This window comes from Pontibacter sp. E15-1 (assembly GCF_022601975.1).
GTDB lineage: Bacteria > Bacteroidota > Bacteroidia > Cytophagales > Hymenobacteraceae > Pontibacter.
In genome coordinates, this window is record NZ_JAKVIR010000007.1 from 45,954 (window position 1) to 66,896 (window position 20,943).

At 52.6% G+C, this 20,943-nt stretch carries 11 protein-coding genes; all 11 read left to right on the forward strand.

Annotated features, from left to right (window positions below; all coding sequences use genetic code 11):
* On the forward strand, nucleotides 1-3,468 hold a 3,468-nt coding region (locus tag MKJ04_RS06215; RefSeq protein ID WP_241640361.1), incomplete at its 5' end, for a malectin domain-containing carbohydrate-binding protein.
* Between the two features lie 623 nt (nucleotides 3,469-4,091).
* The gene (locus MKJ04_RS06220) at nucleotides 4,092-9,272 is read left to right on the forward strand and encodes a PKD domain-containing protein (protein ID WP_241640363.1); all 5,181 of its coding nucleotides are present in this window, start codon (nucleotides 4,092-4,094) and stop codon (nucleotides 9,270-9,272) included.
* 444 nt (nucleotides 9,273-9,716) lie between these two features.
* Nucleotides 9,717-10,460, forward strand: a complete 744-nt coding sequence (locus tag MKJ04_RS06225; RefSeq protein ID WP_241640364.1) for a hypothetical protein — start codon at nucleotides 9,717-9,719, stop codon at nucleotides 10,458-10,460.
* Between the two features lie 80 nt (nucleotides 10,461-10,540).
* On the forward strand, nucleotides 10,541-11,572 hold the full coding sequence (locus MKJ04_RS06230) for a glycosyltransferase family 4 protein (protein WP_241640366.1): 1,032 nt from the start codon (nucleotides 10,541-10,543) through the stop codon (nucleotides 11,570-11,572).
* Between the two features lie 129 nt (nucleotides 11,573-11,701).
* A complete protein-coding gene (locus tag MKJ04_RS06235; protein ID WP_241640367.1) occupies nucleotides 11,702-12,817 on the forward strand; it encodes a glycosyltransferase family 4 protein in 1,116 nt (371 codons plus the stop codon).
* Between the two features lie 35 nt (nucleotides 12,818-12,852).
* The gene (locus MKJ04_RS06240) at nucleotides 12,853-15,048 is read left to right on the forward strand and encodes a bi-domain-containing oxidoreductase (RefSeq protein WP_241640368.1); all 2,196 of its coding nucleotides are present in this window, start codon (nucleotides 12,853-12,855) and stop codon (nucleotides 15,046-15,048) included.
* Between the two features lie 49 nt (nucleotides 15,049-15,097).
* Nucleotides 15,098-16,210, forward strand: a complete 1,113-nt coding sequence (gene wecB, locus MKJ04_RS06245; RefSeq protein ID WP_241640375.1) for a non-hydrolyzing UDP-N-acetylglucosamine 2-epimerase — start codon at nucleotides 15,098-15,100, stop codon at nucleotides 16,208-16,210.
* Between the two features lie 186 nt (nucleotides 16,211-16,396).
* The gene (locus MKJ04_RS06250) at nucleotides 16,397-18,247 is read left to right on the forward strand and encodes an alginate lyase family protein (protein WP_241640377.1); all 1,851 of its coding nucleotides are present in this window, start codon (nucleotides 16,397-16,399) and stop codon (nucleotides 18,245-18,247) included.
* Between the two features lie 4 nt (nucleotides 18,248-18,251).
* Nucleotides 18,252-19,514: a glycosyltransferase family 4 protein gene (locus MKJ04_RS06255; RefSeq protein WP_241640379.1), complete on the forward strand. Its 1,263-nt coding sequence runs from the start codon at nucleotides 18,252-18,254 to the stop codon at nucleotides 19,512-19,514.
* Entirely contained in the window at nucleotides 19,508-20,134 is a 627-nt protein-coding gene (locus tag MKJ04_RS06260; protein WP_241640381.1) for a sugar transferase, read from the forward strand. Before MKJ04_RS06255 ends, MKJ04_RS06260 begins: the two co-directional genes overlap by 7 nt.
* 75 nt (nucleotides 20,135-20,209) lie before the next feature.
* Nucleotides 20,210-20,878 carry a NeuD/PglB/VioB family sugar acetyltransferase gene (locus tag MKJ04_RS06265; RefSeq protein WP_241640388.1) on the forward strand — a complete coding sequence of 223 codons (669 nt, stop codon included), beginning with the start codon at nucleotides 20,210-20,212 and terminating at the stop codon, nucleotides 20,876-20,878.
* The last annotated feature ends 65 nt before the right edge of the window (nucleotides 20,879-20,943 follow it).

The window sequence follows — 20,943 nt, forward strand, 5'->3', positions numbered from 1 at the left end:
GCCTACGACCCGCGCGGGGGCGTGCTCCCGTCCTGGCTCTCGGGCTGGCAGAAGCTTGCTGAGCAGGTGGGCGTGGATGACTCCAAGATCAGCAACATGGACCTCTACAGTAAGAGCTTTGGGGCGGGCCGCGTGAGCCTGGGGGGCAACTTGCAGGCACCGGCCTCGGGTTCCGAGACCAACTACTTCGTCATCGCCAAAAGAGACGTGAAGCCTATCCAGGCCCTGTCGTTTTCACCGCAAACCCTAGCGTATACCGTTGTGCAAGGAGCTACGGTAGTTACTAAAACTACGGAGTTGGCTGCTAGCAACGGGTCTCCGTCCGTCGTCCTCAGTAAAAGTGAAGCATCGTGGCTCACCTTGCCCGCTTCCAACTTAGGCACGCTCTCGTTTGGCCCTTCGCAAATAAACTCAAATCTTGCTCCCGGCGTTTACAAAGCAACAGTTACGGCCACGGCAACGGATTACACAACGGCATCCCTCCAAATTGACCTAACTGTAACTAGCGCGACGAGCACATCTCAAGACGCTAAAATCAATTTTGAGCTTTCCAGTTCCAATACCCCAACCGACCATGTGAAGGATGCCGGACTACCGTTTGATGCCGGAAGGCGCTACGGTTGGGTAGACCCCACGACAAAAGAGCCAAGCGACCTCTCCAATAACATGCGCGAACGCTCTGGCTCGGAAGACATACTGCTTCGGACATTTAGCCAGATGCAGGCCAGCAACAGTGGCCAGGTACCCGGATCCTGGGAGTATGTGGTGCCAAATGGGGTTTACAATGTGACCGTGAGTGTAGGAGACCCAAATTACTTTGACAGCAAGCACCAAATAAACGTTGAGGGAAAGGCTGCTATCACAAATTTTGTCCCTTCTCAGCAGCAGGCATTTCAGTCGGCCACGGTTGCCGTGGAGGTAAAGGATGGGAAGTTGACCATCGACGCCGTGGGAGGCACCAACACCAAGCTGAACTATGTGGTGATCAGCCCGACTACGGCTGGTGTGGATATCATCTCACCAGTGGCGTCTGTTTCATTCACAGGTACGGAGCAATCGGCCAATGTTTATAAAAATGAGGTGTCGATTGCCATAAACGCTTCTGACAAAGGCGGCTCAGGGCTTGCCACGGTACAGTATAGCCTCAATGGCGGCACATACACAACCTATGCATCCCCAGTGCGCATTACCGAGCAGGGTAGCTATACCATTCGGGCAAAAGCCACGGACAACAGCGGCAACCAGACAATAACACAGTTGTATAGTTTTAGTATCGTCACCTCCAGCAAGAACAACAATTACATGTTTGTCGAGAACATGGACAAGTTTCCTGGAACAGACCAGCTGACTTTCTCCCGAATTCAAATTCCTTGGAGGCGCGAGAACAGTGACGGCAGCTTTACGCCTTACAACTCCAACCACGACAAAGTCAAGTTACGAATCCATAACAAAGGCACAGGGGCGCTGGTGATCAACAACCTTGTCCTTTCAAACCCAAGTGCCTGGAAGATTGCCCAGTTGAATGGTATAGACTTCGACAAGGCTACTGATCTGCCGCTGTCTGTCAGCTCGAAATCATATGCCGAGCTTACAGTAGAGTTTATCGCGGTAGATCAGGCTACGCGAGTGAAAGTGTTGCAGGATATGCTGGCTATTTACTCAAACGATGACCTGACTCCTTACAAAGAGATTCAACTACGCGGTTTATGGCAGAAACAAGGGGAAGACAAGGCAGAACCACATGCCCAGGAAATCGTGAATGCCTTTGGGTTTGGCACCAAGATTGGCTTCAATGCCTCCGATGGAGCCTCTGACGGTGACTACATTATGCCTAACTCAGATGAAATCATGTCGGCATTCTTCCTGAGAGTGGACCCAAGCAAGCCTGTATCTGTGTTGCAGATGGCTGCTTATCACGGCTGCTGCTCAGACGTGGAAACGTTCCAGTGGTATAATAAGAACAGCACCTCCAGTACTGTGTTGTTTACTCACGAGAACCTCGACGGTCAGTCGCTGCTTCCACGAAGAAACGGTTCTTCAAAAATAGCCCAGGGAACATTTACTCCAACGGCTTCATCCAGCAACCCAACGGCCGCATTCGGTTTGAGGGTGCAGCGATCTTATTCTGACAGAACCCGCAATTACCAGGGCAAAATAGGCCTCCGGATTTGGAAGGCCGTTGACGCCAGCGGTAAAGTAATCCCGAACGCTTATCTGGTGGGTATGGATTACCTCACGTCTCCCTATGTGAACTACGATTACCAGGACAACATCTACTTCATCAGCAATGTGAAGCCTGAAACGGGCTCTGCCCATTATTCTGAGCTAGCGGCCATACCATCGGCAGCAAACTTCGGAACTGTGATGGCGGGAAGCACTAAGTCTCTTTCTGTCAGCCTGAAAAATATGGGCCAAACCTACGAGAGCGGCAACGACCCAAGCATCCAGATAAGCAGTGTGGAAATTGTGGGACCTAACGCGAACGAGTTTACCGTGACACAACCGGCAACGACTCTGCTCGGACCTCAGGGAACCGTTAACTTAGCAGTTAGCTTCAAAGGGGTAAGTGCCGGGATCAAGAACGCGGCGGTGCTGGTGCACTACAGTAACGCTTCCTCTCCGTTGCGCATCCCACTCTATGGAACCGTGAACACCACAAGTACGACTGTTGCTATCCTTAAGCGGGTGAAAGGCGCTGCTGATACTGACGTGTCGATAGGTGGCAATGTATGGGAGGCAGACAAGGATTACCGTTTCGGTAGCATAAAGCTTGACAAGCAAGTAGTGGAGACCCCGATTGCGGCCACCGATGAAGATGTACTCTACCAGACGTATCTGTCTGCAGCCAGCGATTTGAGCGAAACGCGCTACGCTATCCCAATTGCGAATGGGAACTACATGCTGCGTATGCATTTCGTCGAAAATTACTTCACTGAGCCTGGCACAAGAGTCTTTGACATTAAAATCGAAAACGAGGTTAAACTCTCCAGCTTCGATATTTACAGCGAAGTAGGGTATAGAGCAGCTTTGGTAAAAGACTTTGAGGTGAACGTGACCGACGGAACCCTTAACCTGAACTTCAACCCTACCGTGAACCGCTTGGCAATCGCAGGCTTGGAGATTTTCAAAGTGACGCCGACTTCAACGATTACCTCAGCAATGGGTGCGTTTTCAGAAAACAGTTCTGCGAAAGACCAAAAGCAAACCTCGCTACAGCTCTACCCTAACCCTACACAGGGAGGCAAGGTGTATATGGGCGTGGCTAACTTCGGGCCAAAAGAAACCTTGCTGATCTCCGTGCATGATGTACTTGGGCGTGTTGTTTCTACCTTGGAAGCGGTAACTGACCAAGAGGGCAATGCACATGTTGAGCTACTCTCCGGGAACAAACCACTTGAGAGAGGTCTGTATATCGTGAAAGCGAAGGCTGCCGGTGGCAAAGCGCAAGCAAAGCTACTTATACAGTAAATAACCTAATAAAAAAAGGAAGCACTGCTATCTGCAGTGCTTCCTTTTTTTATGCAAAATATTTTTTAGTGTTGCAACAAGCTTAAGTTGCTCAAACAGATGATTTATTTAATGAAACGTAAAGACCTGTAAGCCTTTATCTCGTATGTATAATTACATATTCAGATCAAATTAATCAAAATTAATCTTAAAGTAATACCGGGTTTAAACAAGCTTCTTATGTCCGATAATCTAAATAAACAGCGGGTGAATAAAAGCTTACGTGAGTTCAGTTACAGTAAGTCTTATATAATTGCTGCCAAGGCTCAAGAGCCGTTTTTTTATAAATTATAGTATCTTATAACTAACCCTCCTCGAAGTTAATACATAGCTCACGCTAAGTACTGCTACCTACCATGAAAACTACTTTTACTCACAAATTCCGCACAGCGGTTTTGCTTAACCGTATGTGCCTCATATTATTACTTACCATATACCTCTGCCTCACAAGCCATGTGTATGGTATAAACTTAACGAAGGGAGTTTCCTCCCTTGATGCAGTTCCCCCAGGCATCGCCGCCAATACAGGTGGTGTTGCACGTGCTAATTTCCAGCGAGCCGGTGAGCCATGTTCTCCTGAGAGCATGCTCCCATGCGACCAGCTAAAAGTGGCGGTGCCCTTTGTGTTGGATTTTGAGGCAAGTGAGGTGGGTATCCCGGATATTAATGGATTGGGTACCGGTTTTACGCTCGTAAGCCCTTATTCCGGCACGCGCCTCGCAGCAGATGGGAAAGTGAGTGACCTCAGCATACCTGGGTATGAATCCTCGAAAATAAAGCTAAACAGCGGCCATCTGGAGTTAACTACCAACAAGGGAATTGCTTACCGCGACCAGAACAATCAACTTAACGCCTTGGGGGTCAAGGTGGACAGCCGAGAAATTTTGCAGGTAGAGACCACTGTGCTGAATCCGTTCTATGGCACCAAAGCAGAGCAGGCCGGACTGTGGTTTGGGGTAGATGACAAAACATACATCAAGCTCACCATCATCGGAAACAAAGTAGAACTGCGCCGCGAGATACATGATATAACAGCAGGCGTAGGGTCAACCGACCAACGTATCACAAACTTCGTCAGTGGGCTTGACCGGGCATCGGTGCAGCTAAGGTTGGTGATTGACCCAGTTAATGAAACCGTGGAAGGCTACTATGCAGTGAATGGGGCATCGTTTATTAATGTTGGGCAAACCTACGAAACCGCCAGCCTAGGCATAGCCGGTATGGGACTAACCAACAATACCGCCAATACCGGAATTTACGCCACACACAGGAACGGCTCGCAGCCAGTCCTATATACTTTCTCTGATTTTGCCATATCGTCCCCGACGCCTTTACCACCATCAAACCGTGATCCGGTGGTAGTGGAGGCCCCGAAAGATCAGGTGCTTCAACCCGGGAAGTCTTTTTCGTTCTCAGCGGGGGCCTACGCAGACCCCGATCCCTGGGATGCATTAGTGTATACGGCATCCTTGGCTGATGAAAGCCCGTTGCCGAACTGGTTAACATTTGATGCCGTCAAAGCTGTTTTCAGCGGAACCGCTCCCACACAAAGTAAAGTGCTGTATGTGAAGGTAAGAGCTACAGACAAAAAAGGAGCTTCGGTAACCGCTACGTTTAAAGTGATGGTGCCAGAGGCTGGGGCTGCGCTGGTCTCCAACATTCAGGCCAGCAGCGGCAGTAGCTATGCCCAGGCCCAGCTGGCCGTAGGCGCAACCCACTACACCGACCGCGCCTATACTATCACCAGCGTTCCCTCGCTGCTGAGTGGGGCCATCCTGGTACGCACGGCCAACGACGACAAGCGCAGCACCGCCTCCGCTTTGCTGGGCTTCGACCTCTCGGGCCCGGCCACCCTCTACGTGGCCTACGACCCGCGCAGCAGCGCCTTGCCCGCCTGGCTGTCGGGCTGGCAGAAACTGGCCGAGCGGGTGGGCGTCAATGACCCCAAGATCAGCCATATGGAGCTCTATAGCAAGGCTTTCCCCGCCGGGGCCGTGAGCCTGGGGGGCAACCTGCAGGCCCCCGCTGTGGGTGCCCAGAACAACTACTTTGTGCTGGCAAAGGCCGTAGACCAGGCCGCCCAGTATACCCTGGCGGTGAGCGCCGGGGCCGGTGGCAGCATGTCCAAGAGCCCCGACCAGCCGACCTACGCCTCCGGGGCGCAGGTAACCCTGACGGCCATCCCGGCCCAGGGCTACGTGTTCGTTGGCTGGGGCGGCGACGCGTCGGGCACCACAAACCCGCTGTCCGTGACCATGAACCGCGACAAGTCCATCTCGGCCTCCTTCGCCCTGGCCCCGCAGCCGGGGGCGCTGGTGAGCAACATCCAGGCCAGCAGCGGCAGTAGCTATGCCCAGTCCCAGCTGGCCGTGGGGGTAGCCCACTACACCGACCGCACCTATACCATCTCCAGCGTGCCTGCGCTGCTGAGTGGGGCCATCCTGGTGCGCACGGCCAACGACGACAAGCGCAGCACCGCCTCCGCTTTGCTGGGCTTCGACCTCTCGGGCCCGGCCACCCTCTACGTGGCCTACGACCCGCGCAGCAGCGCCCTGCCCGCCTGGCTGTCTGGCTGGCAGAAGCTGGCCGAGCGTGTGGGCGTCGATGACCCCAAGATTAGCCACATGGAGCTCTACAGCAAGGCTTTCCCCGCCGGGGCCGTGAGCCTGGGGGGCAACCTGCAGAGCCCCGCCGTAGGTGCCCAGAACAACTACTTTGTGCTGGCAAAGGCCGCCTCCAGCGGAAGCCAAATTCCGGTGGCGAACGCGGGACCAGACAAACAAATCACCCTTCCCACCAACAGTGTGCTTCTGGAGGGCTCAGGGAGTGATGCTGACGGCACGATTCAGGAGTACAGGTGGCGACAGATAAGCGGCCCCTCTACGGCAGCCTTTAGCACCAAGGCGGTTGCGCAGCCCACAGTTCAGAACCTGATAGCAGGGAACTATGTGTTCGGACTCATCGTGGTAGACAACGCGGGAAACCTGAGCCCTGAAGATGCAGTGACTGTATCCGTTGCGCCTGCACCGTCGAATTCCGCCTGCCTGCCAATCAGTATGTTCCCGTGTAAACAGCTGCGTGTAAGCCTGCCCTTAAACCTTAGCTTCGACGGGCCTGTCTCAAACACTGTGGCTGATAAAAAAGGTGCCGGTACAGGTTTTACAATGATCGACGCGCCCTCTGAACCCCGAACCCCTGAGGATAGCACGCCCTCTTACCCTGGCATTCCGGGATATGAGCCCGCCAATCTATCGCTAAATGCCGGGGCGCTGGAGCTGACGACCAATAAAGGCATTGCGTATGCAGGCAACAATAATCAACTCAACACCTTGGGAGTAGAGGTGGCCACGATGGGAGAGCTCCTCATAGAGACAGCCCTTGTCAACCCCTATGTAGGGACGGCCTCGCAGCAGGCGGGACTGTGGCTTGGCTTGGGCGATAAAACATATGTGAAGTTAGCGGTGGTGAACTCCAAGATAGAATTGCGCCGAGAACTGAATGATGCCTCCAACGGTAGTGGAGATGGCCGTCTCTCTGGAACGATAAGCGGATTAGCCAGCAAGCGCTTAAACCTGCGCATGACCATGAACCCAGGCACACAAGTAGTGGAGGGTTTCTACTCTATTGATGACGGAGCAACCTATAAAACAATCGGGACGGTCAGCGTATCAGGCATGGGAATCACAAACGGCTATGCTTATACCGGGATTTTTGCAACGCACCGCAATGGCACAAGCCCCGTCGTGTATACATTCGATGATTTCTCTGTCGAGACTGTGCGCCCCTATGTGACGGCCGTGCGGCCAGCAAACGGAGCAGTTAATTTACCCTTAGACCAATCCGTGTCGGTGGATCTCGCGTTTCCGAGTGGTCAGTCTATTAACGGCAATACGGTAAACACGAGCACGGTGAAGCTTTACACGGTGGAGATAGGCGGAGGCAAGGAAGTAGCGGGCACCGTGGTAAACGCAACCGCTGCCGGAGATGCCATCACGCTTTCGGCCCCGCTCAAGCCCAACATGACGTATGAGTTTGTGATCACGGATATGGTGAAAGACGGCAACGGGTATGCCATGGTGCCTTTTGTATCCCGCTTTACCACAACCAGCAGCGTGCCCGAAACCCCCACTGACTTATCGGGGGTGTCTTTCACGGAACAGACCCTGATTGACAAAACTTTTGGCACCGTAGGCTTTACCAGTTTGGCTATCGGGCCCGACCACCGGCTGTATGCCGCTTCCTCTGACGGTAGGATTGAGCGGTGGGATCTTAACGCGGATGGCACCCTTGATAACCACATCACGATAAGCCCTTTTGGGGCGGAGAAGCGCTTGCTTATCGGCCTACGCTTCGACCCGGCTGCTTCCGCATCAAATCTCACTGTGTGGGTCAGCCATTCATCAGGCTTGTTTAACAACCCGCCGGCATGGTCTGGTAAGATCTCGAAGATAAACCTGGGCAATCCATACAGTCCACAGGTAACCGATTATGTGATTAACTTACCCCGTTCTTATAAAGACCATGCAACCAATGGCATAGACTTTGGGCCCGATGGCGCGCTGTATTTTACGCAAGGCAGCAACACCGCCATGGGAGATCCGGATGCCGCCTGGGGGAACCGTAAAGAAGAGCTCCTGACAGCGGCCGTGCTCCGGCTGGATATAGCCAGGGCGCAGCAGATCGGCATACCACTAGATGCTAAAACGGGAGAAGGCGGCACTTATAACCCCTCTAGCCCCGAAGCGCCTCTCACGGTTTACGCCTCAGGGGTACGGAATGCCTATGATCTGGTGTGGCACTCGAACAAAGAGCTGTATGTGCCTACCAACGGATCAGCCGCTGGGGGGAACACACCCGCGCTTCTTTCCGGCACGAAGTGGTCGAACGGGCAGGCATTCCCGGGGCCTGATGTGGCTTCTGTGAATGATGTGCGCGTTTCACAGAACGACTACTTGTTCAGAGTCGCGAAAGGAGGCTATTACGGACACCCCAACACCCTCCGCAACGAATACATCATGAATGGGGGCAACCCCACAAACCGCCAGGATCCCGGAGAGGTTGTCTGGACTGTGAACAATGTGGAGTATGGATACCCTGTGGGCACGCCCGTCGAACCCAATTACCGTGGCTGGGCGTACGACTTTGGCTTGAACATCTCGCCAAATGGCGTAATTGAGTATAAAAGCAATGCCTTCGGAGGAAAACTGAAAGGGAAGCTGTTGGTTTGCCGTTTTAGCGGGGGCGACGACGTGATTGTGCTGGAGCCTGGCGTTTCCAATAAAGACATTATCCGGGCAACCGAAGGAATCAAAATCCCCGGGTTCCGGCGCCCATTCGCAAACCCGTTGGATATTATCGAAGATGTTAAGAACGGAAACCTGTATTTATCTGAGTATCACGACGGGAATGGCGGCGGACAGCCGCGCATCACGCTTTTGAAAGCAGACCAGCCGGCCATGGCCGCTACGGGCGTTTCACAGGCAAGAAGCGGTGCGTCCGTGCCCGGCAGGCTTAGCGTATACCCCAACCCAACGTCAGATGGCAAAGTGTTCGTGAGTGTCCAGCAATTCGGGATGAAGGAGCCAGTGCGCATTTCAGTTCTGGATACCTCGGGCCGGGTGGTGCATACCGAATCGCTGCTGACCGATGCCGGGGGAGCCGGTAAAGTTGAACTGCGTCTTGACAAAGCGACCCCACATGGTGTATACATTATCAAGGCTACTTCCTCCGCTGCAATGGAAGTAGGCAAATTGCTCATACAATAAAAAGGCAGGGCCAGAGCGCTCACAAGGCTACCGCAGGTGTATCTTGCGGTAGCCTTGTGAGCGCTCTGGCTTCTTTAGCTGTGGCATATCGCCCGATATGCATCTGGTGCGCTCAGAAAAAGACATACCTGCCGTTGGTGGAAGGCAATTTTTAAGCAAGCTGACGTTGACATAGACAGCGCTGTCGCGCATTTCGGATAAAAAAATATATTTTATAAAACCTATATAAAATTTTAACGTTCCTGATATAAATTATAAGAATACACAGCTTTGATTAAAACAGTAATATTAATTTTACATCTGGCTTTAGGCCTTCTGCTCACCTCATCTTGTTCTGGACAGGCAAACCGATCTTTTTCCATATATGCATACCCTAGTAGGTTTGATGCAGGGGCAGAAGCATACTTTGCAGAAAATGGGTTCATAACACAGAACATTGACATTATGACGCAAGGCAGCATTGTATATGCAAAAGATCCTACCAACTTCGATTCTGCCCGTATCAAGCGCTTTCTGGACAAAAGGTTTCCGGATGTGGCGGGCGAGGGCATGCTGGTGCTCGATTGGGAGGCTGGGCCATACCTCGACCTGCGGAACCACGCTGCCACAGACAGCGACTTTCAACTGGCTGAGCAAAAAATGATAGCCTTGCTGCGTGAGATTAGAAGACAACGGCCAAACCTAAAGCTCTCTTTTTACGGCATACCTTACCGTGCTTGGAACACATGGCAACACGAGAACTATAATCCGACAGGGAAATACGATAACCTGCTCGCTAAGCTTGATTTTATAACGCCCTCCATGTACATGGTGCATGCCGATGAAGAGGTAGGGCATGAGCGAAACCTCAAATATTTGCGGCAGAATCTGGAGACAGCCCTCTATTATGGGAAAAAATTCAACATACCCGTTACTCCATTTGTCTGGCACCGTATACACTCCGGCAATGGCCAATACGGAGGGGAGATCATCCAAAAGGAGGTTTTTGCATCTTATATCAAATATATCTCGGCTTATACATGGGATGGGCATAAGGCCGCCGGCGTCTATTGGTGGGATAATGTAAGCAACCGGCTCAAGAAACTGGAGGGTATAGATAGACACCTGAAAGGAGAGGTGCACGATGCAGCCTCCTACGACGCCATGCTGGTGGGGTATGCCAGGGAAGTGAAGCAAGCGCTTCGATAAGTCCGCATCATGGCGCATCCAAACACAGGGTATATGCTTGCTGCTCAAAATACACAGTTGAAATCTAAGCCGTCCAACTCATGAAAGTATTGTTCATTCAACCCGGATGCAGGGAGTATAGAGTGAAGTTGTTTGAGGAGTTGTCCCAATCTATCGGGGGGGTAGACCTTCTGCATTTCGGCCCAAGAAAATTCAATGGCAACCAGACAGTTTCAGAGAACGAGGGACGCAAGCTGAAAATTTCCAAATTCCATTGGATCAGGGGGCTGCACCGGCACGTGAAAGACTATGATGCCGTAGTCGGGATGTTTGACCCGCACTGGCTCAACGTTTTCCTGCTGCCCATTTTCTTTAACAAAAAAATAATCTTCTGGGGGCACGGCAAAGGAAAATCCGGTATGCTCAATATAGTTAGGCGGACGCTGGGGAAAAGGGCAAAAGCCGTGATTACCTACGATGAGAAGGGAAAGGCCGAATTGGTAAAGCTCGGCATTGATACGCAGAAAGTGTTTATCGCCAACAACACGCAGCACGTGCCCAATAGCAGTGATACTTCTGCGCTGCCAAAAAACAGTTTTATCTATGTTGGCAGAATCCAGGCCCGAAAAAAAGTGGAGGACCTGCTGGAAGCTTTCGCGATGGCCAAAAGCCAGTTGCCCGCCGGAACCCGGATTACGGTGATCGGGGATGGAGACCATCTGAAGAGCTTGAAAGCAAAGGCCCAGGAATTGCAGATTGCCAGTTCTGTAGACTTTGTGGCGGGAACGACCGATGCGGAGGAACTTAAGGCTCATTTTTCCAAAGCCTATGCCTATGTTTCCCCGGGCCACGTCGGGTTGGGAGTGCTTCATAGTTTTGCCTACGGAGTGCCGGTCGTTACCTACAAAGGCGACCATCATGCCCCGGAGTACCATAACATCGACAACGAGATTTCTGGCTTGCTCACTGAGCCCAAAGTAGCTGAACTGGCTCAGGCACTGGTGAAAATAACAACAGGTGGTATGTATAGGCAAATGGGCCACACTGCCTATGGGCACTATGCCGAGAAGCGAAAGATATCTCAGATGGTTGACGCTTTTAAAGAAGCGATCTATTACACGCATACCTCCTGAAAGCGAGGTATGGCGATGCAACTAAAACAAGGAGGCATATTACCTGCAAACACAATAGGGGCCACAAGTCAGGCAGCTTATTTGTGGCGAAGGGCATCGTAATAAGCGAAGCATACAAAACAGATTAAAATGAACGTATTTCTTTCTTCAGGATCATTTTTCCCAGCGCAAACTGGCGGGCCAAGCAACTCCCTGTACTGGCATGCCAAGGCGCTTGTGGAAAACGACGTGGCAGTAACCATCCTGACGACAAACAGGGGTATCACTGAACAAAGCCCCGTTCCGTCCGACAAATGGACAAACATGGGGTTTGGGGATGTCAGGTACTGCAGCAGCAGGTATAAGGCTTTCGTCAACTCCATAAACGCCACGAAGCGTTCTGATATCATCCACCTTTCAAGCTTGTTTTACTTTCCTTCGTTCCTGCTGGCGATATACCTGTATCTGCAGGGCCGTAACTGGATCTGGTCGCCAAGGGGGGAATGCTCTGCCGACGCTTTGCGCTATTCGTCTATAAAAAAGAAGCTAATCCTGAAGTTGATTAATAGATTAAAGGGCAGGGTAGTCTTTCACTCCACCTCTCCGAAGGAGACAGAGGAGATTATGGCTGTGTTTGGCAAGGTGAAAGTGCTTGAGTTCCCGAACTACTGCTCTCTGGAAGACAGGCTAGCCGTCGACACCAAGAAGCAAATCCTTTTTATGGGGAGGATACACCCAATCAAGGCGATAGAGAATCTGATACAGGCCGTTGCTATGTCCGAAGAGTTCAATACGAAGGGGTATAGCCTCAAGATCGTGGGCAAATGCGCGCCCGAAAACGCGGGGTATCTCAACAGCCTGAAGGAACTGGTGGAAAAGAGCGGCCTGCGCGACAAGGTACATTTTGCCGGCCATTTAACTGGCAAGGAAAAGAGCAACGCATATGCCGAGTCTTATTGCCTGGTACTGCCCTCACACACCGAGAATTTTGGCAATGTCATTATAGAGGCCCTCAATTTCGGCACCCCTGTAATCGCCTCAAAAAACACGCCCTGGGGCATTCTTGAGGAAAGCGATGCAGGATACCATGTCTCTAACCAGGTGAGCGAACTCGCCGATGCTTTGAACAGAATAATAAGCTTGCCACAAAACCAGTATCAGGCGATGCGGGAAAATGCCTTCAACCTTTGCGAGCAGCATTTTTCGATCAACAACAACATAGATAAATGGATTGACGCCTATAAGGGCAATTTTAAAGGTGCGTAAGAGTTCTTAGAAAGAAACGATATTTAGTATAACTTATGAAACAAATCATACAGTCGTTTAAGACCGGCGAGACGACTTTAGCCGATATACCTGCCCCACAAGTAAGAAAAGGCTATGTGCTGATCCAGACGAGTTGCTCGCTGGTATCGTTAGGGACAGAGCGCATGCTAGTGGAGTTTGGGAAGGCAAACCTGTTGGAGAAAGCGCGTCAGCAACCAGACAAAGTGAAGCAGGTGCTGGACAAGGTGAAGTCTGATGGCCTCATGCCCACGCTGGAGACTGTGTTTAATAAACTGGAGCAGCCACTGCAGTTAGGCTACTGCAACGTGGGCAGGGTCATCGCCGTGGGTGAGGGCGTCAGCGAATTCAAGGTAGGCGACCGCGTTGCCTCAAACGGGTCGCACGCCGAAGTGGTGTGCATCCCGAAGAACCTGGTGGCCGCCATACCCGACAATGTGAGCGACGAAGAGGCGGCCTTTACCGTGATCGGCTCTATCGGCCTGCAGGGAATCCGGTTGCTGAACCCGACATTCGGAGAGACCATTGTGGTGACGGGACTGGGCTTGATCGGACTCGTGACAGCAGAAGTCCTGAAGGCGAACGGCTGTAAAGTGATAGGCGTTGACCTGGATGACCAGAAGCTCGCCATTGCCAAGGCAAAGGGGATCATACCGGTCAATCCGCGCACCACCGATGTAGTGAAGTTTATCGAGAACGAGACTAACGGGGTAGGGGCAGACGGCGTGATCATCACGGCATCTGCCAAGTCTAACGACATTATCTCGCAGGCAGCGCAAATGAGCCGCAAACGCGGCCGCATTGTGCTGGTAGGCGTTATTGGGCTCAATATCAGCCGCGCAGAGTTCTACGAGAAAGAACTGACCTTCCAGGTTTCCTGCTCCTACGGGCCAGGCCGGTATGATGAGAGCTATGAGCAGCGGGGGCAGGACTACCCGCTGGCCTTTGTGCGCTGGACCGAGAAAAGAAACTTCGAAACCATACTGCACGCCATTTCCAGCGGTAATCTCGAGGTAAAATCGCTGATAACAGAGAAAATCCCGATCCAGGAATACGACAAGATTTATGGGGAGATAGGCAAGAGCCGTGCGATAGCGTCTATCCTTACCTACCCCGGAAGCGGAGAGGTGGATTTGAGTGCCACTGTGCTGCTTGGCGACAGAAGTTTCGCCGGGGCAAAGGGTGTGGTGGGCATCATCGGGGCCGGTAACTTTACCAAGATGACCATGTTGCCTGCGATGAAAGACACCGGGGCGAACTTTAAGTACATTGCTAGCGCCGGAGGCGTAACAGGCACCGCACTGGCCAAGAAACACGGCTTCACGCACAGCACCACCGATTACAAAGAGATGCTGAAAGACGCGGAGGTGGACCTTGTGATGATTACCACGCGCCATGGGCTGCATGCTGCTATGGTACAGGAAAGCCTTGAGGCAGGCAAGCACGTGTTTGTGGAGAAACCGCTGGCCCTGACGCAGAAGCAACTGCAGGATGTGGTGGCCGCCTACCAGAAACACGCCGCGCAGAAAAACCTGACGCTCTCAGTGGGCTTTAACAGAAGGTTCTCGCCGCATATCCGCAAGATGAAGGAACTCATCGGCAACGCACAGGATCCGATAAACATCGTGGCCACCATGAACGCCGGGTATATCCCTGACAATGTTTGGGTGCACGACATGCAGTCGGGTGGCGGGCGCATTATCGGGGAGGCCTGCCATTACCTTGACCTGATGGTATACCTTACGGGGAGCAAAATTAAGTCTGTATGTATGAATGCCCTCGGGAAGAACCCTGCGGAGAACACCGATAACGCCAGTATCCTGGTGCAGTTCGAGAACGGTTCCAACGGCGTGGTCAACTATTTTGCGAACGGGCACAAGAGCTATTCCAAGGAGCGCGTGGAGTTGTACTCGCAGGGTCGCACCCTGATTATGGACAACTTCCGCAAAACGGAGGGCTACGGTTTCAGGGGCTTCTCGAAGCTGAAAACCGGCCAGGACAAAGGCCACCGCTACCAGTTTACGAAATTGGTTGAGGCCCTGAAAAACGGCGGCGAGCCGCTTATACCGTTTGACGAGATCGTGAACGTGTCGTTGGCAAGCATTGCCGCGATCCAGAGCCTGAAGACCGGAGGGTGGGCCAACGTGGCATTAGACACCCAGCCTGCCGCAACTCCTGTGTCGGAAGCCTTGAAAGAAACCCTGGCAGTCTGATCAATTCGCGCTTGCTATACCTAATGTATCATCCTTAAAACCTATTCTTATGCTTGTAACGATCATTGCCGGTGCCCGACCCAACTTCATGAAAATTGCCCCTATCATCGAGGCGATTAAGAAAGCAGGTGACCAGGGCCACGCTATATCTTACAGACTGGTGCACACGGGCCAGCACTACGATAAAAAAATGTCAGGCGACTTTTTTGAGCAACTGGGTATCCCGGAGCCGGACACGAACCTGGAGGCTGGCGGCGGAACACAAGCCGAGCAAACGGCAGCCATAATGGTTCGCTTCGAGCAGGAGTTATTGAGCCATCGCCCGGACCTCGTGCTTGTGGTCGGTGACGTTACCTCTACCATGGCCTGCGCGATCACTGCGCAAAAGCTGTGTGTGCCCGTTGCGCATGTCGAGGCCGGCATACGCTCCGGCGACTGGAGTATGCCCGAGGAGATAAACCGCATGGTGACGGACAGTATCAGCAACTATTTTTTCACCACCTCGGAGGTGGCCAACCAAAATCTGCTGCAGGCAGGTATTGGCCGGGACAGGATTTTCTTCGTCGGCAACACGATGATCGACACCCTGCTGAAGCAGCAGCCCAAGTTCCGGGCACCGCAGTTCTGGGACGAGCTGGGATTGAAGAAAAAAGAATACCTGGTGATGACCCTGCACCGACCCTCCAACGTGGACGAGCCGGAGCAGCTTGCCAGACTGCTGGATGTGCTGGAGAAAGGCACCGAGCAGCTGCCCGTTATTTTCCCTGTGCACCCGCGCACCCGCAACAACATGGAAAAATTTGGCATCACGACTAACCATGTGAAAGCCGTGGAGCCGCTAAGCTACCTGGAGTTCAATTACCTGGTGCAGCATGCTAAGGGTGTGATCACCGACTCTGGCGGCATCACGGAGGAAACTACAGTGATGGGAGTGCCTTGCATGACGCTCCGCACCTCCACGGAAAGGCCGGAGACGTGCACAATAGGCACCAACGAACTACTCGGGACAGATTCTGAGGCACTGAAAGACGCTCTGGAAGTGCTTTTTGCAGGCAATTGGAAAAAAGGCGGTATCCCGGAGCTCTGGGACGGCAAAACAGCGGGCCGCATTGTGGAGGCTCTGTTGCGCCTGCACCAACCTGAAAAAGCCGCTTTGGCATAACCCGATTAGGTCTGATGGTTTAACTGGCGTGTAAGCAATTGTTGAAGCGCCAGAGCCAGGTACCGGATAATCGCAGCGCCGGGGTATGCGGGTATACCGCACCACTTGCAGCAAAAAAATCACAGTTTCGCACAAATCAGTACAATGGTAAATATCGGTACAGGGGTAGTACATCTTCTTAAGAACATGGGGCCGCGTTATGTGGCCTACAGGGTACGGCACGAACTTGAGAAGAAGGCGGGTGTTTTGAAGCGTAGGTTCCCGGAGAACCAGCCGCTGAAGACATTCGTGCCTCTGGTGCAGTGGCGCGCAGATGCAGGCACGTTCCTTTTCTCAGACAGAAAGGATATCAGGCTGAAGAAGAAACCGACGCCCCAGCTGAAGCAGAAGGCTGCTGCCATACTGGAGGGCAGGCTGACTTTTTTCAGCTCACTGGAGATTGACCTTGGCAAAGATTACGATTGGCTGACAAACCCGGACTCGGGCTTTACTTACGACAACACGCGGCACTGGTCCCAGATCAGCGACCTGAGCTCTACGGCCGGAGACATAAAGTATGTATGGGAGAAGTCCAGGTTCAGTTACCTGCATACCATCCTGCGCTACGACTACCATTTTGAGCAGGACAGCGCCGAATGGGTGTTCGCGGAGTTGGACAGCTGGATCAGGGCAAACCCCATCAACTGCGGCCCGAACTACAGGTGCTCTCAGGAAATCTCGTTGCGTTTGTTCAACTGGAGCTATGCCCTGCATTTTTACCGGCACTCTCCGGCCCTGACAGAAGACAGATGGCGTGACTATCAGCATTATATATACTGGCAGCTGCACCATGTATACCATCACATCGATTTCTCGCGGATAGCCGTGCGCAACAACCACGCGATCACGGAGACATCGCTGCTTTGCCTCTCTGCGTTTCTATTTCCATACATACCGCAAACAAAGCAGTGGGCAAAGGAAGGGCGCCGCTGGCTGGAAGAGGAAATCAGCTACCAGATATACGAAGACGGCACTTTCCTGCAGAACAGCATGAACTACCACCGTGTGGTGGTGCAAGTGCTGACGCTGGTGCTGGCCCTAACTGAAAAAAACGGAAATCCTTTGGCAGGGAGCGCCTACGAGGCCGCTTATAAGTCTGTGAATTTTCTGCTGCAGTGCCAGCAACTCACCACCGGCAAGCTTCCTAACCTTGGTGCAAACGACGGGGCGCTTTTCTTCCAGTTTACAGACAGCGACTACAATGACTACAGGCCACAGCTGAACTCGCTCCACCTGCTGCTGACCGGGGAGAACCTGTACAGTGGCACGGGGGTATGGGAGGAGGATGCCGCCTGGTATGGCATCCGGCCACAAAAAGCAACGCGTTTTGCGGTGTTAAACCAAACCCAGGGTTTCGTGTCGTTTCCGGTGGGTGGGTATTACCTGATCCGCGACAACGAGAGCCTGAGCCTGATCCGATGCGCCAAATTCAGGAACAGGCCCAGCCACGCCGATAATCTGCACTTGGATGTATGGGTGGGGGAGAAGAACCTGCTACACGACGCGGGGAGTTATAAATACAACACGTCCAAGGACCTGAAGCGCTATTTCAAGGGCACGCAATCGCACAACACCGTAATCGTGGACGATCTGGATCAGATGCTGATGGGAGAGCGGTTTATCTGGTACCATTGGTCAGAGGCAGAAGACGTTAAGCTTACAGAAAACGACGAGTATTATACCTTCGAGGGCACCATCAGGGCTTTCGGCCACCTTGCCAGGAACGTGCGCCATACCCGTACCGTCCAAAAGAAAAAAGGGGCCAACACCTGGCTCGTGACGGACGAGGTAAAGGGCCTGCCGCCGCAACACATGATCAAGCAGCTGTGGCATACCGCTTACCCCGAACAGGCAGACCTGCGGGTACTGACCAACGAAGCCGACCGAACCACCGAAACCGGCTGGCGCTCGACGCACTACGGCACCAAAGAGGCCTGCACCCAAGTTGCGGTAACCACAGAGAACAGGCATATACAAACCCTAGTACAAACAACATAGCTTTATGAGGATACTTTATTTTCATCAGTACTTTAAAACCCGGGAAGGGTCGGGGGGAACACGCTCCTACGAGATGGCCAAGTACTTTGTGGAACAGGGACACCAGGTAACCATGGTGTATGGCCTGTCTGACAAGATCAAGTCGCCCCTCTCCGGGCCCTACGTGAACGGCAAAAGGCGCGGTAGCGTAGAGGGCATCGACCTAATCGAGTTTAACCTGAACTACTCCAACCGGCTCAACTTTTTGCAGCGGGCAATGGTTTTTCTCTCATTCTCTTTCAAGAGCATCAAAGTGGCGCTTCAGGAGGATTTCGATATCGCCTTTGCGACATCCACACCCCTGACGGCCGGTATACCCGGCATCTTCATGAAGATGCTTGGCAAGAAGAAGCGCTTCGTGTTTGAGGTGCGCGACCTGTGGCCAGAACTGCCTCGGGAGATGGGCGTGATCACGAACAAGCTGACCTTGTGGGCCATGGGTGTGCTGGAGCGCATGTCTTACAACAAGGCAGACGCTTGCGTGGCCCTCTCGCCTGGCATACAGGAGGGAATCCGGGCAAAGCTGAATGACAAGAGCAAACCGGTATACCTGGTGCCAAACGGCTGCGACCTTGACTTTCTGGTGCCTGGCCGGGAGCCGAAGACGAAAATACCGATGGTGCGTGAAGACGACTTTGTGGCCATCTTCACGGGTGCGCATGGCATTGCCAACGGCTTGGATGCCGCGTTGGATGCCGCTCAGGTGCTCAAGCAAAAGGGGTATGGCGATAAGATAAAGCTGGTTTTTGTGGGAGACGGCATGCAGAAAGACCGTTTGATGCAACGCGCCAAGGGACAGCAACTCCATAACTGCATTTTCCTGGATCCGGTATCCAAACAACACCTGATTACGTACCTGCATGCTGCCGATGTGGGACTGATGTTGCTGGCAAACATAAAGGCGTTTTACTATGGCACCTCTCCCAATAAGTTCTTCGACTATATATCGATGGGGATGCCGATACTGAACAACTACCCCGGCTGGCTGGCAGGTATGATCCAGGAGAACAACTGCGGGGTTGTCGTGCCGCCAAACGATGCCGAGGCCTTTGCCAATGCGTTGATTGAGATGTACCACAACAAGGAAAAACTTCCTGAGATGGGAGAAAATGCCCGGATGCTGGCTGAAAGAGAATTTGACAGAAAGAAATTGGCAAAAGAACTGCTGGAGGCGCTGGTTATGGATAAGCACGAATCCTTGAAAAAAGACGAACTGGTAGAATGCTAAAATCACTCTTTGATAAAGTTGTTGCCGGCATGCTGCTACTCGTGCTGTTGCCCTTGTTTGGGGTGGTGTCGGTGATGGTGGCCGTATTTATGGGATCCCCTGTGCTCTACAGCCAAAAGCGGCCAGGGCTGCATGGCAAAGTGTTCCGCATGTATAAGTTTCGGTCGATGACCGACGCCAGAGACGCGCAGGGGAACCTGTTGCCGAACAAAGACCGTTTAACTCCTTTCGGCAAGTTCCTGCGGAAAAGCAGCCTGGACGAGTTGCCGGGCCTGCTGAATGTGCTGAAAGGGGACATGAGCCTGGTGGGCCCAAGGCCGCTGCTGGTCGAGTATTTGCCGCTGTATTCGGCAGCACAGGCGAGGCGGCATGAGGTAAAACCCGGTATCACGGGGTGGGCACAGGTAAACGGCCGCAACGCCATCAGTTGGGAGCAGAAGTTTGCATACGATGTTTGGTATGTCGAACACCAATCCTTTAAGCTCGATCTCGAGATTCTGTATAAGACATTCCTGAAAGTGATGAAGAGCGAGGGCGTGAATTCGACGGAGAGCGTGACCATGCCGCCTTTCAAAGGCAATAGCCGGTTAGAGCAGGAAAAAGCCGCTCCGATCAACTAAAATCAGCCCTGACCCCAAACACCAAACGTTGTGTGGGGCTGGATGCTGTACAAATACAGTTACAGATATAGTTTTATGAAAAAATTACTCATAATCGGGTGTGGCAATGTCGGCGGGTTTATCGCCAACAACCTGGAGGAGTTTACAGGAGAGCGCTATGCGATAGAGGGTTTTCTGGACGATGACGCGCAGAAATGCGGGAAAGTGCTCTTTGGTTATCCGGTTCTCGGGAGCATCGACAAGATTAGCGAGTATGCCGCGGAAGTGGCGGTGGTGGTTTGCGTATCAAATCCCAGAATCCGGAAAAACATCCTCGACAAATTAAGCGCTTTCTCTACTATAAGTTTCCCGTCGTTCGTTTCCAGCCATGTATGGATCTCCAACAACATCCGGATTGGCAAAGGCGTGATTATATACCCTGGGGTAGCCATAAACTACAACACCAGTGTGGCTGATTTTTCGATCCTCAACATGAACTGTGCAATCGGTCACGACTGTCGTATCGGGAGATGCGCCACGCTGGCACCGGGAGTATCATTGGGCGGTTTCACTGTTTTAGAGAACTGTGTGGAAATGGGTATAAACGCCGCCACCGTGCAGGGCTCCCGGGTAGGGGAGAACAGTATAGTAGGTGGCATGGGTATGGTAACCCAGGAAATTCCGGCAAACTGCACAGCAGTTGGGGTTCCTGCGAAGCCTGTGAAATACCATAGTGATTATGTGGCTCTGAAGAGCGTAGGTTAAGCTTGAGTTTTAGAAGGTATGGCGCGTTGTATTTGCCGAAGGCGAATAATTTGCGTGTGACAGAA

What these genes read in the sequence shown, in the direction of transcription:
- MKJ04_RS06220 (WP_241640363.1), top strand. Translation starts at nt 4,092, where the DNA reads ATGCTCCCATGCGACCAGCTAAAAGTGGCGGTGCCCTTTGTGTTGGAT.
- MKJ04_RS06225 (WP_241640364.1), top strand. Translation starts at nt 9,717, where the DNA reads ATGACGCAAGGCAGCATTGTATATGCAAAAGATCCTACCAACTTCGAT.
- MKJ04_RS06230 (WP_241640366.1), top strand. Translation starts at nt 10,541, where the DNA reads ATGAAAGTATTGTTCATTCAACCCGGATGCAGGGAGTATAGAGTGAAG.
- MKJ04_RS06235 (WP_241640367.1), top strand. Translation starts at nt 11,702, where the DNA reads ATGAACGTATTTCTTTCTTCAGGATCATTTTTCCCAGCGCAAACTGGC.
- MKJ04_RS06240 (WP_241640368.1), top strand. Translation starts at nt 12,853, where the DNA reads ATGAAACAAATCATACAGTCGTTTAAGACCGGCGAGACGACTTTAGCC.
- wecB (WP_241640375.1), top strand. Translation starts at nt 15,098, where the DNA reads ATGCTTGTAACGATCATTGCCGGTGCCCGACCCAACTTCATGAAAATT.
- MKJ04_RS06250 (WP_241640377.1), top strand. Translation starts at nt 16,397, where the DNA reads ATGGGGCCGCGTTATGTGGCCTACAGGGTACGGCACGAACTTGAGAAG.
- MKJ04_RS06255 (WP_241640379.1), top strand. Translation starts at nt 18,252, where the DNA reads ATGAGGATACTTTATTTTCATCAGTACTTTAAAACCCGGGAAGGGTCG.
- MKJ04_RS06260 (WP_241640381.1), top strand. Translation starts at nt 19,508, where the DNA reads ATGCTAAAATCACTCTTTGATAAAGTTGTTGCCGGCATGCTGCTACTC.
- MKJ04_RS06265 (WP_241640388.1), top strand. Translation starts at nt 20,210, where the DNA reads ATGAAAAAATTACTCATAATCGGGTGTGGCAATGTCGGCGGGTTTATC.